Origin of the sequence: Paraburkholderia sp. IMGN_8, assembly GCF_038050405.1 — a bacterium.
GTDB lineage: Bacteria > Pseudomonadota > Gammaproteobacteria > Burkholderiales > Burkholderiaceae > Paraburkholderia.
In genome coordinates this window covers 4,062,009-4,075,535 of record NZ_CP150900.1, presented here as the reverse complement: position 1 = coordinate 4,075,535, position 13,527 = coordinate 4,062,009, and the positions used below count along the sequence as shown (strand labels likewise).

The window sequence follows — 13,527 nt, the reverse complement described above, 5'->3', positions numbered from 1 at the left end:
AGAAACCGTCCCCAAATGGACAAAGCATTTGCTCTACAATCTTTTTTCTCCAGTCTGCGAGTGATCAATGGTTCCGCACCTAGTTACGGCGTTAAACGGCCCGCTGCTCGACCTCGAGCGGAAGATCCTCGACGCCACACCCGCCATCGAACGCTGGTTCCGGCTCGAATGGCAGGAGCACACGCCGCCGTTCTACTGTTCTGTCGATCTGCGTAACGCGGGTTTCAAGCTCGCACCGGTCGATACCAATCTGTTTCCCGGCGCGTTCAACAACCTGCCGCAGGAAGTGTTGCCGCTCGCCGTGCAGGCCGCGATGGCATCGATCGAGAAGATCTGCCCGGACGCGAAGAATCTGCTGGTGATTCCCGAGCGCCATACGCGCAACGCGTTTTATCTTGAGAACGTCGCCCGTTTGGCAGCGATCATGCGCCAGGCGGGTTTGAACGTGCGTTTCGGCACGCTCGACGAAAGCATCGTCGGGCCGGTCACGATCGCGCTGTCGGACGGGCAGAAGCTCGTACTCGAACCGCTCGAGCGCACGCCGCGCCGCCTCGGTCTGAAGAACTTCGACCCTTGCTCGATTCTGCTGAACAATGATCTGTCGGGCGGGATTCCGCCCGTGCTGGAAAATCTGCACGAACAGTATCTGTTGCCGCCGCTGCACGCGGGCTGGGCGGTGCGCCGCAAATCGACGCATTTCTCCTGCTATGACGACGTCGCGAAGAAATTCGCAAAGATGGTCGAGATCGACCCGTGGATGATCAATCCGTACTTCGCGCACGTCGAAGGCGTCGACTTCCAGGAACGCACCGGTGAAGAAGCGCTGGCAGACGCGATCGACGGCGTACTGAAGAAGATCGCCAGGAAGTATCGCGAGTACGGCATCTCCGAAAAACCGTATGTCGTCATCAAGTCGGATGCGGGCACCTATGGCATGGGTGTGATGACCGTGCACGATGCGTCGGAAGTGGCCGCGCTCACCAAGCGCGAACGCGCCAAGATGGCGACCACCAAAGACGGCCTCGAAGTGCACGACGTCATCGTGCAGGAAGGCGTGTACACCTTCGAGCGCATCGGCGAAGAAGTCGCCGAGCCGGTCGTGTATATGATCGACCGCTATGTGGTGGGCGGCTTCTACCGCGTGCACGGCAGCCGTGAGCGCGATCAGAATCTGAACGCGCCCGGCATGCACTTCGTGCCGCTCGGCTTCGAGCATACGGCGCTGCCGGACGCGCACGCCAAGCCTGGCGCGGCGCCGCCGAACCGCTTCTATATGTACGGCGTGGTGGCGCGGCTGGGGTTGCTGGCCGCATCGGTCGAACTGGAAAAGACCGATCCGGAAGCGATTCAGGTCTGAGCGGCTGCGGCCGTTCAGACCCCAGCACGGATGCCGCCGCGTCTCTTTCAACGATCAACGCCAAGCCCGTAAGGGCGCACCGGAATTCCAATGGACATTCTTTTCATCGCCGATCCGCTCACGCAGTTCAAGATCTACAAAGACTCGACTTACGCGATGATGGCTGAAGCCGCGCGCCGCGGTCACACGCTGTACACGTGCGAGCCGAAGCATCTGGCGTGGACGGGCGGCGACGTCGAGGCGAACGTGCAGCGCTTTGCGATTGTCGGCGACGGGGCGGACCTGCATCGCGACACGTGGTACGCGGCCGAAGCGGCAGCGCCGCGAACGCTTAAGCGCTTCAGCGCGGTGGTGATGCGCAAGGACCCGCCGTTCGACATGGAATACGTGACGTCGACGTGGCTTCTGGAACTGGCCGAACGTGGCGGCGCGCGCATCTTCAACAAGCCGCAGGCGATTCGCGATCACTCGGAAAAGCTGGCGATCGGCGAGTTCGCGCAGTTCGTCACGCCCACGCTGGTCACACGCGACGCTACCCGCTTGCGAGCGTTCCATGAAGAACACGGCGACGTGATCCTCAAGCCGCTCGACGGCATGGGCGGCATGGGCGTGTTCCGCGTGAAGGCCGACGGCATGAATCTCGGCGCAATCATCGAGATGCTGAGCCACGATGGCGCTCGCTCGGTGATGGCGCAAAAATTCATCCCGGACATCAAGGACGGTGACAAGCGCATTCTGCTGATTGGTGGCGAGGCGGTGCCGTTTTCGCTTGCGCGGATTCCTCAGGGCAATGAAGTGCGCGGCAATCTGGCCGCGGGCGGCCTGGGTGTGGCGCGACCGCTCACCGAGCACGACCGCAAGATCGCCAACACGCTCGCACCGGTGCTCGCCGCGCGCGGCCTGCTGCTGGTCGGGCTGGACGCGATCGGCGACTGGCTCACCGAAGTCAACGTGACCAGCCCGACCTGCTTCCGCGAAATCATGGATCAGACCGGATTCGACGTTGCCGCAATGTTCATCGACGCATTGGAGCGCGCGGCAGGGTGACAGCGCGGCTCTTGAATGGCTGCCAGCGTCCCCAAACTGTGTAGTAAATCCGCATCAAGCGAGACGATGGCTTTAGCGCGAAAATGGCCCTGCTACAATGCCTGCTCTTCCGATCCAAGTCTGTCCAGGCCGATTGCACGGTGTCGTCAGGACGCCATGGGCATGGATCGCGGACAGTGAGCGAGCAGTTGCTCACAGTGCTTCAGGCGCTGCGTGCCGCTGGTCGAATGGTGCGTTCCGGCCCTCACGACCCACGGCCGGTCGGGGGCGCTTGCGAATCGGGCAGTGTGTTCCGGTTCACGGTTCGGGGCCGTTTTTTTGCTGCAAGGCTGACATGGCAGGCATTCTGATCATTGCGCACGCTCCGTTCGCCACCGCGTTGCGCGATTGTATTTCGCACATCTACGGTGGCTTGCCGGCTCGCATCGGCGTGATCGACGTATCGCCGGATTGCGATCCCGCACAGATGGTCGCGTTCGCGCACGCCGAAATCGAGCGGCTCAAGGAGGAAAACGGCGCGCTCGTGCTCACCGACATGTTCGGTGCGACGCCGGCGAATATCGCCGGGCGTCTCGCTTCGGTGCCGAATGTGCGCGTACTGTGTGGCGTCAATTTGCCGATGCTGGTGCGCGCGGTCTGTTACCGCGCCACGCCGCTCGACACGCTGGTCGACAAAGCGCTCGACGGCGCGACCAAAGGCGTGCATGCAATCGGGCCCGCCACGCCGGCGCCGGTCGCGCCAACTGCAGGTTCCGGCGACTGTTTGCCCGCCGTGCCGCCCGCGGCTTGCCCGACGCAGAAGGCCGGCTCGACCGGGTTGTAAGCACCGCGAGCGGCTTCAAACGATTTAGCTGGTTTGCAGTTTCACCTTTCACACCAACATTTACCCGCGCTTTCGGACCATCACATGCTGCAACAGGAAACGACTATCGTGAACAAGCTGGGGCTGCACGCGCGCGCGTCGGCCAAGTTGACGCAACTCGCAGGCAACTACCAGGCGGAAATCTGGATGAGCCGTAATGGCCGCCGCATCAATGCCAAGAGCATCATGGGCGTGATGATGCTGGCCGCGGGTATCGGCAGCACCGTGATGATCGAAACGGAAGGCGCCGACGAAAAAGATGCGATGGACGCATTGTTGAAACTGATTGCCGATAAATTCGGCGAGGGTCAGTGAGTTCGCGCGTTCACGTTACTTGGGAGCAAAACGCCGCGGCTGTCCGCGGCGTTTTTTTTAGCGCGTGACAATTGACGATCGGTGGATTATTTGGCGCCGTCGCTTACGGTAATTCGTGCTGCGCTGCACACAGTGCTGTCGTACCTGTTAAGAGCGCGGAATTTATAATGGCCAAGAGAGTCTGAGAGCATTGCAGCGGTTTGCCGCGGCATTACACAACTAGAGGAGGTGCGCGTGTCATTCACGCTGCATGGAATTCCCGTGTCACGCGGTATCGCCATCGGGCGGGCTTATCTGATCGCCCCGGCTGCACTTGACGTAGACCACTATCTGATCGAACCCGCTCAGATCGAAGGGGAGGTCGAGCGTTTCCGCTCGGCCCAGCAACTCGTGCATCACGAGCTCGACGCGCTGCGCGCCGATCTCGCCGCGGACGCGCCCAGCGAAATGGGTGCGTTCATCAACGTTCATTCAATGATCCTGAACGATGCGATGCTCGTGCAGGAGACCATCGACCTGATCCGTACGCGCCGCTACAACGTCGAGTGGGCGCTGACCGAACAACTCGAGCGCCTGTCGCGCCATTTCGACGATATCGAAGACGAATACCTGCGGGAGCGCAAAGCCGACATCCAGCAGGTGGTGGAGCGCGTGCTGAAGGCGCTCGCCGGCGCCTCGGTTGCGCTGGTGGACGGCGTGCACGGCGCTTGCGACGAGATGATCGTGGTCGCGCACGACATCGCGCCGGCCGACATGATGCAGTTCAAAACGCAAACGTTTCAGGGTTTCGTCACGGATCTCGGTGGCCGCACTTCGCATACGGCGATTGTCGCGCGCAGTCTGGGCATTCCGGCTGCGGTCGGCGTGCAGCACGCAAGCTCGCTGATCCGCCAGGACGACCTGATTATTGTCGACGGCGATCATGGCATCGTGATCGTCGATCCGGCGCCGATCGTGCTTGAAGAGTATTCATACCGTCAAAGCGAAAAAGAGCTCGAGCAGCGCAAGCTGCAACGCCTCAAATTCTCGCCGACGCAAACGCTGTGTGGCACACGCATCGAGCTGTGCGCGAACATCGAGTTGCCGGACGATGCGCGCGCGGCGATCGATGCCGGTGCGACCGGGGTCGGCCTGTTTCGTACCGAGTTCCTGTTCATGAATCACAAGGACCGGATGCCGGAAGAGGAGGAGCAATTCGGTGCCTACCGGCGCGCGGTCGAGCTAATGAACGGCTTGCCGGTAACGATCCGCACGATCGACGTCGGCGCCGACAAGCCGCTCGATTCGATGGGAGGCGGTGATGGCTATGAAACCGCCGCGAACCCCGCCTTGGGCCTGCGGGCGATCCGCTGGAGCCTCTCGGAGCCGCAGATGTTCCTGACGCAGTTGCGAGCGATTCTGCGCGCATCGGCTTTCGGCACGGTGAAGGTTCTGATTCCGATGCTCGCGCACGCGCAGGAGATCGATCAGACGCTCGATCTGATTCGCGAAGCCAAGCGCCAGCTGGATGACGCTGGAATCGCCTACGATCCGAACGTGCAGGTCGGCGCGATGATTGAGATCCCGGCTGCCGCGATCGCGCTGCCGCTCTTTTTGAAGCGGCTCGATTTCCTGTCGATCGGTACCAACGATCTGATCCAGTACACGCTGGCGATCGATCGCGCGGATAACGCCGTCGCGCATCTGTACGACCCGCTGCATCCGGCGGTGCTGCATCTGATCGCGTTTACGCTGCGCGAGGCGAAGCGGGCAGGGGTGCCGGTCTCGGTATGCGGCGAAATGGCGGGCGATCCGGCGTTGACGCGCCTCTTGCTCGGCATGGGCCTCACCGAGTTTTCGATGCATCCGAGTCAGTTGCTGGTCGTCAAGCAGGAAGTCCTGCGCTCGCATCTGAAGACGCTGGAGAAGCCGGTGGCCGACGTGCTGGCGTCGTTCGAACCGGAGGAAGTGCAGGCGGCGCTCAAGCGCGTGGCGCTGGCCTAAGCGGTGTTGCAAAGGAAGCGCCGCGCGGTCGCGGCGCTTTCGTCAATTTCATTCAGTTCGGGTGCTTTTCCCCGCACACCGGGCAATCCGGCTGGCGCGCAATGCGCATCGTGTTCCATTCCATCCGCAGCGAATCGAGCATCATCAGGCGGCCCACCAGCGGCGTACCGATTCCCCCGATCACCCGTAGCGCCTCGGCGGCCTGCATCGATCCGATGATGCCGACCGTCGGCGCGAACACGCCCATCGTCGAGCACGCGACTTCCTCGAACGGCTGGTCTTCCGGGAACACGCACGCGTAGCAGGGCGACGTTTGGTCGCGGAAATCGAAGGTGCTGATCTGGCCGTCGAAGCGCAATGCCGCGCCCGACACCAGCGGCACGCCGTGCTTCACACAGGCGCGGTTGATCGCGTGGCGCGTCGCGAAGTTATCGGTGCAATCGAGCACGACGGCGGCGTGCGGCACTTCGCGGTCGAGCCACGCATCGTCGACACGTTCGGCCACCGCGTTCACCACCACGTCAGGGTTGATCTGCGCGATCGCATCGCGCCCGGAATCGACCTTTTTGCGCCCGACCGAGGCCGTCACATGCAGAATCTGCCGTTGCAGATTGGTCAGATCGACCGTGTCGGCATCGACCAGCGTCAAGCGGCCGACGCCTGCGGCCGCCAGGTACATCGCGGCCGGCGAACCTAGCCCGCCCGCGCCGACAACGATCGCGTGCGCGTCGAGAAAGCGCTGCTGCGCCTCGATGCCGATTTCGTCGACGAGGATATGGCGGGAATAGCGGAGGAGTTGATCGTCGTTCATGGCGGGCGCGTGAGGTGGATCGCGCGAGGGGAGGCAGGACCGATGGCCTGCAGCGCGCGTTTTCGTTGTGGTTATTTTAATCGCGCGGGGAGCGTGTCTTCGCAGCATTCAGCGCTGCGAAGACACGTCGGGTTTGGTGCTTACTTGGTCGGGGCAGGCACCGCAGCCCCGGCCGGCGCCGATGCGCCCGGCACCGGTTGCGTCGACTTCACCGCGACCGGCGCGGAGGCCGACGCGGCCGGCTTGTTCTGCGCCAGACGCCGCTCGGTCAGCGACTTCGATTCCTGCACCGGCTTGCCTTCCAGCTTGTTCAACGCCTGTTGCAGCATGAAGTCGTCGGTCGAACCGAATTCGACCGGCTTGCGCTCACGATCCTTCTGGCGCTGTTCCGGCGTCTTCTTGTCGTTCTGCTCTTCAAGCTGACGCAGCTGGTCCATGCGCTCCTGTTCGCGCTTTTCCGCTTCCTTCTTCTCGTTCGGATCCTGCGTGTTCGCCAGGTGATTCGAGTAGTCGACTTCGCGGGTCACGAGTGCGTCGTCCGGATCGCCTTCCGCGTATTGATCCACTGCGACGTCAGGACGGATGCCCTTGTTCTGGATCGAACGGCCGCTCGGCGTGTAGTAGTACGCCGTGGTCAGGCGCAGCGCGGTTTCGGCCGTCATCGGCCGGACGGTTTGCACCGAACCCTTGCCGAACGTGGTCTTGCCGACAATCAGCGCACGACGCTGATCCTGCAGCGCTCCCGCGACGATTTCCGAGGCCGAAGCCGAGTAGGCGTTGGTCAGCACGATCATCGGCACCGTCTTGAAGATCGGCGCTTCGTCCTTCAGCGGATCGCCGTCGAAAGACTGCAGACGGTAGTTATCGTACGTATCGCGATAGACCTGTTTCGAATCCGGGATCTGGCCGTTGGTGGACACCACCACCGAGTTCGGCGGCAGGAACGCGCCCGCGACGCCGACCGCGCTTTGCAGCAGGCCGCCGCCGTTGTTGCGCAGGTCGAGCACGAGGCCCTTCAGGTTCGGCTGTTGACGTGCGATGTCCTGCAGTTTCGCGGCCAGATCAGGCGTGGTGCGCTCCTGGAAGCTGGTGATGCGCACGTATGCGTAGCCCGGCGCGAGAATCTTCATCTTGACCGACTGGACCTTGATGATCGCGCGCGTTACCGTCAGCGGGAAGGTGCGGTCGTCGGTCTTACGGAAGATGGTCAGCGTGACCTTGGTACCCGGTTCGCCGCGCATCTGCTTGACCGCCTGGTCGAGCGTCATGCCGCGCACGGGTTTGTCGTTGATGCGGGTGATCAGGTCGCCCGGACGGATGCCGGCGCGGAACGCCGGGGTGTCTTCGATCGGCGAGATCACCTTGATCAGGCCGTCTTCAGACGAAATTTCGATCCCCAGACCCGCGAAGCGACCCTTGGTCTGCTCCTGCAGTTCTTCGTAATCGGTCTTGTCGAGGTACGACGAGTGCGGGTCGAGGCTCGACACCATACCCTTGATCGCTGCGGTGAGCAGCTTCTTGTCGTCGACCGGTTCGACGTACTCATGCTTGATTTGCCCGAAGACTTCGGCGAAGAGCCGGAGCTGGTCCAGCGGCAGCGGCGTGGCCGTGCTGGTGCTGGCGGGTTGCTGGGCCGAGGCGGAAAGTTGCAGCGTGGCAAATACGCCGGTAGCAAGGCCCGCGGCGATCAGGCCGATATTTTTCAGGTTCTTTCGCATAGAGTCTGTTGCGGTCGGAAGCGCGTGGCAGCGTCGATAGAGATGGGGACGGACAAGTATAACTGCACACCAGCCCAGTCAGGGCGCGACGCAGGCAATCGTGATTCGACAGCGCCGGCCCGGCCTGGTTCGGGCGTTTGGGGCTGCGATGCTGAAGTAATGTGCCGTAACAGGCGGATCGCGGCCGCAAGCGCGCTTGAGATGATACGGGCCGCGCTTACCGGTGTGTGTTGCCAGCCGGCGCCGCCCGTTTGCCGCGCCTTGCTGCATTATTCAGTGCAGGGCTGCGGCCGCTCGGAATCAGCCCGCCTTGCCTTGGCTTGCGACAGCGGCTTGCGCCTTCGCGATTTCTTCCTGGTCTCCCAGATAGTAGCGCTCGATCGGCTTCAGGTTGTCGTCGAGTTCATAAACGAGCGGCACGCCGTTCGGAATGTTCAGGCCGACGATGTCGTTGTCCGAAATGTTGTCGAGGTACTTCACCAGCGCGCGGATAGAGTTGCCGTGTGCGGCGATCACCACCTTGCGGCCCGACTTGATGGCCGGCGCGATCGACTCGTTCCACAAAGGCAGAACGCGCGCAACGGTGTCTTTCAGGCACTCCGTGAGCGGCAATTGCTCGCGCGGCACTTTCGCGTAGCGCGGATCGTTATAGGGCGCGCGTTCGTCCGACGGATCCAGCGCGGGCGGCGGCGTGTCGTAGCTGCGGCGCCAGACCAGCACCTGTTCGTCGCCGAACTTCGCGGCGGTTTCAGCCTTGTTCAGTCCCGACAGCGCGCCGTAGTGGCGTTCGTTCAGACGCCATGAATGCACCACCGGCAGATACATCAGATCCATCTGGTCCTGCACGTGCCACAAGGTGCGGATCGCGCGCTTGAGCACCGACGTATAGGCGATATCGAACGTGTAGCCGGATTCCTTCAGCAGCAGGCCGGCTTGCTGCGCTTCGCGATTGCCCTGCTCGGTCAGGTCGACGTCGACCCAGCCCGTGAAGCGGTTTTCCTTGTTCCACGTCGATTCGCCGTGGCGGATGAGAACGAGTTTGTACATGAGATTGCCGGTCGGTAGTAAGGAAGCGGTAAAGCGCTGCGAGGCCCGTCTTGAGGAGCGCCGCCATCGCGTCAAACGGTTATTTTATAATGGGTGGATTGCCCTTTTCGATTTCTCTCTTTTTCGGCGGATTTTCCGTGAAGTTTTTCACTGATTACACAAACCTTGTACTGATCGCGATCGTCCTCATCTCCGGTGGGTTGCTGCTGTGGCCGACGATCAGCCGGCGTGGCCGCGGCGGCCTGTCGGCCGCTGAAGCTACCCAACTGATCAACCGCCGCAATGCGGCGGTCATCGATCTGCGTCCGTCGGCTGATTTTGCCAAGGGCCATCTGCCCGCGGCACGGCATCTTGAATTTGCGGAGTTGCAGGCGAAAGTCGCGCAACTCGTGAAGAATAAGAGCAACCCCGTGCTGCTGGTATGCCAGACCGGCCAGCAGTCGAACAAGGCGGCGCGTATCGTTCAGGATGCAGGGTTCGCCGAAGTCCACGTTCTCGAAGGCGGTGTCGACGCCTGGCAGAAGGCCGGCATGCCGGTGGTGAAACAAGGAGCAGCGAAGTGAACAAAGTGATCATGTACAGCACCCAGGTGTGCCCGTATTGCCAGATGGCCGAACGTCTTTTAAAGTCGCGCGGCGTCGAGCACGTCGAAAAGGTACTGATCGACAAGGATCCGGCCCGTCGCGAAGAAATGATGAGCCGGACCGGCCGTCGCACGGTCCCGCAGGTGTACATCGGCGAGAAGCATGTCGGCGGGTACGATGATCTGTCCGCGCTCGATCGCGCGGGCGGTTTGATGCCGCTGCTCGAAGCTGCTGCCTGAAGCCGCCTGAACTCGCGTGCCGGCCGGCGCGTAAGTAGGGTGGAAAGAAACAAGCCGGCGCATCGGCGTCCCTGCAAGGGGGCGATGCGCTGCAACGATCTGGCGGTCCGTGAGTGAATGGGCCGCCGCCATGTATATAAATCAGGGAATCATCCAATCATGTCAGACGAGAATAACCAGCCGTTCTTCAATATCCAGCGCATCTACCTGAAGGACATGTCGCTCGAGCAGCCGAATTCGCCGGGCATTTTCCTCGAGCAGGAAATGCCGTCGGTCGAAGTCGAAGTCGACGTGAAGGCTGAGCGCCTCGCTGACACCGTGTTCGAAATCCTCGTTACGGGCACCGTGACGGCCAAGGTGTCGGACAAGGTTGCGTTCCTGATCGAAGCCAAGCAAGCCGGCATTTTCGACATCCGCAACATCCCGGCTGAGCAGATCGATCCGCTGGTCGGCATTGCTTGCCCGACGATCCTGTTCCCGTATCTGCGCTCGAACATCGCCGACGCGATCACCCGCGCCGGTTTCCCGCCGATCCACCTCGCCGAAATCAACTTCCAGGCCCTGTACGAGCAACGGCTCGCGCAGATGGGCGGCCAGGACGGCGCGGCGCAACACGGCGTCACGCATTAACGCGTCGCACGCGGTGCCGGCTATGAAGGTCGCCGTTCTCGGCGCCGGCGCTTGGGGCACAGCCCTCGCCGGCCATCTGGCCGCGCGGCACGACACGGTGTTGTGGGCGCGCGAACCCGCGCTCGTCGCCGATCTCTCGGCTTCGCATGAAAACGCCCGCTATCTGGCGGGCGTTGCTTTGCCGCCTGCGTTGCGCTATGAAGCGGACTTGAGCACTGCGCTCGATCACGCGCTGGCCGACGACGCCCTGTGCGTCGTGGCGACGCCCGTGGCCGGTCTGCGCGGTCTGTTCCGGGCGATGCACGACGCGGGCAAAGTGCCGGCGCATGTGGTGTGGTTGTGCAAAGGTTTCGAGGCCGACTCGCAGTTGTTGCCGCATCAGGTGGTCGCCGCCGAACTGCCGGGGCACGGCAGCAACGGCGTGCTGTCCGGTCCGAGTTTCGCGCGCGAAGTCGGGCAGGGCCTGCCGGTCGCGTTGACGATCGCGAGTGCGTCGGCGGCTTGCCGCGAGCGCACGGTCGCCGCGTTCCATCACGGCGCCATGCGCATCTATACCGGCGACGACGTCGTCGGCGTGGAAGTGGGCGGCGCGGTGAAGAACGTGCTGGCGATCGCGACGGGTATTGCCGACGGCCTTGGCCTCGGTCTGAACGCGCGCGCGGCGCTGATCACGCGCGGCCTGGCTGAAATGTCGCGTCTGGGCGTGACGCTCGGCGGACGGGCGGAGACGTTCACCGGTTTGACCGGGCTGGGCGATCTGATTCTGACCGCGACGGGCGATCTGTCGCGCAATCGCACGGTCGGTGTGCAACTCGCCGCGGGCCGCACGCTCGACGATATTCTCGGCGGCCTCGGTCACGTGGCCGAAGGTGTGCGTTGTGCGCAAGCCGTCCTGGCGATTGCTCGCGCGCATGCGATCGAGATGCCGATCACGCAGGCAGTCTGTGCCGTGCTGTTCGACGGCGTCGCCCCGCGTGACGCCGTCAGCGCCCTGCTGCGGCGTGATTCGAAAGCCGAATAAGTTCTGTCTTTCAGCCGTTTGGCGCGCAAACGCGCTGAACGGCTGCCCACCGTTGCTGTCCACGTCTTATCGACGCTTCGGGCCAGCGAGGTTCCCATGCTCACTTTCAATCGTTGCACGTTAGAGGCGCGTGTGGTGGACATCACGACGCTCGCCGTCGATGCGATCGTTAACGCCGCCAATACGTCGTTGCTGGGCGGAGGTGGCGTGGATGGCGCGATTCATCGCGCGGCCGGCCAGGAATTGTTGCGCGAATGCAAGATGCTCGGCGGCTGCGCGACCGGCGACGCCAAAATCACCCGCGGCTATCAATTGCCGGCCAGGCACGTGATTCACGCGGTCGGTCCGGTCTGGCAGGGCGGTGCGCGCGGCGAGGCAGACCTGCTTGCCTCGTGCTATCAGCGCTCGCTCGAAGTGGCGCATCAGGCGCAGTGCACGAGCATTGCGTTTCCCGCGATTAGTTGCGGCATCTACCATTTTCCCGCTAACGAAGCCGTGCAGATCGCGGTCGGCACCGTGCTCGAAACGTTGCCGCGCACGCCCGGCATCGAACACGTGGTGTTCGCCTGTTTCGACGGCGCGATGCTCGCGCGCTACGAAATCGAATTGAAGCGCGAATTGAAGCGCCCTCAGACGCCGCCTTCGAAGCCGGTCTGACGCCACGCTTCGAACACCACGATCGCGACCGTGTTCGAGAGATTCAAGCTGCGGTTGTCCGGCCGCATCGGCAGACGCACTCGCTGCTCGTTGGCGAATTGATCGAGCACCGTGTCGGGCAGGCCGCGCGTTTCCGCGCCGAAGACGAACCAGTCGCCGGATTGAAATGCGTGCTCGTGAAAGCGGCCGGAGCCGCGTGTGGTGAACGCGAACATGCGCGCCGGATCGGGCGACTCCTTGGCGATAAACGCTGCCCAATCGGCGTGCACATTCATTTGCGCGTACTCGTGATAGTCGAGGCCGGCGCGGCGCAGTTTGGCGTCGTCGAGTGGAAAGCCGAGCGGCTCGATCAGATGCAGCCGCGCGCCGGTGTTGGCGCACAGGCGGATGACGTTGCCGGTGTTCGGCGGAATTTCCGGTTCGACGAGAACGACATTGAACATGATGGTTTCAGATGGAGACTAGTTTTTCGGCGTGCGCAACGCGACGAAGTTGGTGACGCGCCGCGCACCGGCAGCCTTCAGTGTGCGCGCCAGCGCTTCGAGCGTCGCGCCGGTCGTCATCACATCGTCGACGATGCCGACGTGCAGACCCTGCACCGGTTTTGCCACGTGGAATGCGCGGCCGACGTTGAGTCGACGCGCGTCGAGGTCGAGCCGCGATTGCGGCGCGGTGTGAACGAGCCGATGCAGCAGGGTTGCATCGCTGCGCACGTTCAGCGCGCGGGCCAGCGGTTTGGCGATTTGCCAAGCCTGGTTGTAGCCGCGTTCGGCCAGGCGTTTGTTCGCGAGCGGCACGGGCGCGATCACGTCGGGCCATGCCGACGCATCGGTTAGCGAGTCCTCCGCAAGACGCGCAAGGCGTTGCGCAAATTCGCGCGCCAGCATGAGCCGAGCGCGAAATTTCAGACCGAGCGCGAGGGCGTCGAGCGGCGCGCGGTAGTCGGCGAGCGCGAAGGTAGCGTCGAACGGCGGCGGCTCACCGACGCAATCCGCACACCGATAGTGCGCGCGACCCGCGTGCCGCGTTCCAGGCAACGGAACGGCGCACACTGTGCAACGCAACCTGCTTTCATTCCAGTACGCCTCGTCGCAACCGGCGCACAGCGTCTTATGCGACAAATTGCCGCATAGTGCGCACAGGTTCGGCAGCGTGGCGTGCACCACGTGAGGCCATGCCGAATGCAAGCCGCACGCGAAACGTGCGAAACGTGCGGTCGGGCCGCCGGAAGACGAAGAAAAAATGCGAAATGGCAT

At 63.0% G+C, this 13,527-nt stretch carries 15 protein-coding genes; 10 read left to right on the top strand and 5 right to left on the bottom strand.

What is annotated here, in order from left to right:
* Nucleotides 1-67: 67 nt before the first annotated feature.
* The 5 genes from gshA (at nt 68) to ptsP (ending at nt 5,564) form a co-directional block, all read left to right on the top strand.
* Nucleotides 68-1,357 carry a glutamate--cysteine ligase gene (gene gshA, locus WN982_RS18525; RefSeq protein ID WP_341313359.1) on the top strand — a complete coding sequence of 430 codons (1,290 nt, stop codon included), beginning with the start codon at nt 68-70 and terminating at the stop codon, nt 1,355-1,357.
* A 90-nt stretch (nt 1,358-1,447) separates the two neighbouring features.
* Nucleotides 1,448-2,404 (top strand): glutathione synthase, encoded by a 957-nt coding sequence (gshB, locus tag WN982_RS18520; RefSeq protein ID WP_341313358.1) that lies wholly within the window; start codon nt 1,448-1,450, stop codon nt 2,402-2,404.
* A 334-nt stretch (nt 2,405-2,738) separates the two neighbouring features.
* Nucleotides 2,739-3,227 carry a PTS mannose transporter subunit IIA gene (locus WN982_RS18515; protein ID WP_341313357.1) on the top strand — a complete coding sequence of 163 codons (489 nt, stop codon included), beginning with the start codon at nt 2,739-2,741 and terminating at the stop codon, nt 3,225-3,227.
* An 84-nt stretch (nt 3,228-3,311) separates the two neighbouring features.
* Nucleotides 3,312-3,581, top strand: a complete 270-nt coding sequence (locus tag WN982_RS18510) for an HPr family phosphocarrier protein (protein ID WP_341313356.1) — start codon at nt 3,312-3,314, stop codon at nt 3,579-3,581.
* A 234-nt stretch (nt 3,582-3,815) separates the two neighbouring features.
* The gene (gene ptsP, locus WN982_RS18505; RefSeq protein WP_341313355.1) at nt 3,816-5,564 is read left to right on the top strand and encodes a phosphoenolpyruvate--protein phosphotransferase; all 1,749 of its coding nucleotides are present in this window, start codon (nt 3,816-3,818) and stop codon (nt 5,562-5,564) included.
* Nucleotides 5,565-5,616: 52 nt separating this feature from the next.
* Here ptsP and moeB read toward each other — a convergent pair whose 3' ends face one another.
* The 3 genes from moeB to gpmA form a co-directional block, all read right to left on the bottom strand.
* A complete protein-coding gene (gene moeB / locus WN982_RS18500) occupies nt 5,617-6,375 on the bottom strand; it encodes a molybdopterin-synthase adenylyltransferase MoeB (RefSeq protein ID WP_341313354.1) in 759 nt (252 codons plus the stop codon).
* A 140-nt stretch (nt 6,376-6,515) separates the two neighbouring features.
* Nucleotides 6,516-8,093, bottom strand: coding sequence for a S41 family peptidase (locus WN982_RS18495; protein ID WP_341313353.1), 1,578 nt, complete (start codon nt 8,091-8,093; stop codon nt 6,516-6,518).
* Nucleotides 8,094-8,393: 300 nt separating this feature from the next.
* Nucleotides 8,394-9,140, bottom strand: a complete 747-nt coding sequence (gene gpmA / locus WN982_RS18490) for a 2,3-diphosphoglycerate-dependent phosphoglycerate mutase (RefSeq protein WP_341313352.1) — start codon at nt 9,138-9,140, stop codon at nt 8,394-8,396.
* Between the two features lie 137 nt (nt 9,141-9,277).
* Here gpmA and WN982_RS18485 point away from each other — a divergent pair, with 137 nt between their 5' ends.
* From WN982_RS18485 to WN982_RS18465, 5 genes are all read left to right on the top strand, one after another.
* Nucleotides 9,278-9,703, top strand: a complete 426-nt coding sequence (locus WN982_RS18485) for a rhodanese-like domain-containing protein (RefSeq protein ID WP_341313351.1) — start codon at nt 9,278-9,280, stop codon at nt 9,701-9,703.
* Nucleotides 9,700-9,963: a glutaredoxin 3 gene (gene grxC / locus WN982_RS18480; protein WP_341313350.1), complete on the top strand. Its 264-nt coding sequence runs from the start codon at nt 9,700-9,702 to the stop codon at nt 9,961-9,963. The genes WN982_RS18485 and grxC overlap by 4 nt, the downstream gene beginning before the upstream one ends.
* 159 nt (nt 9,964-10,122) lie before the next feature.
* Entirely contained in the window at nt 10,123-10,593 is a 471-nt protein-coding gene (secB, locus tag WN982_RS18475; RefSeq protein WP_341313349.1) for a protein-export chaperone SecB, read from the top strand.
* Nucleotides 10,594-10,615: 22 nt separating this feature from the next.
* Nucleotides 10,616-11,614: an NAD(P)H-dependent glycerol-3-phosphate dehydrogenase gene (locus WN982_RS18470; protein ID WP_341313348.1), complete on the top strand. Its 999-nt coding sequence runs from the start codon at nt 10,616-10,618 to the stop codon at nt 11,612-11,614.
* Between the two features lie 96 nt (nt 11,615-11,710).
* Entirely contained in the window at nt 11,711-12,271 is a 561-nt protein-coding gene (locus WN982_RS18465) for an O-acetyl-ADP-ribose deacetylase (protein WP_341313347.1), read from the top strand.
* On the opposite strand, the gene trmL is transcribed toward WN982_RS18465, so the two are convergent.
* Both trmL and WN982_RS18455 read right to left on the bottom strand, forming a co-directional pair.
* Nucleotides 12,244-12,714, bottom strand: a complete 471-nt coding sequence (trmL, locus tag WN982_RS18460; protein WP_341313346.1) for a tRNA (uridine(34)/cytosine(34)/5-carboxymethylaminomethyluridine(34)-2'-O)-methyltransferase TrmL — start codon at nt 12,712-12,714, stop codon at nt 12,244-12,246. The genes WN982_RS18465 and trmL overlap by 28 nt on opposite strands.
* Before the next feature lie 18 nt (nt 12,715-12,732).
* Nucleotides 12,733-13,527: a ComF family protein gene (locus WN982_RS18455; protein WP_341313345.1), complete on the bottom strand. Its 795-nt coding sequence runs from the start codon at nt 13,525-13,527 to the stop codon at nt 12,733-12,735.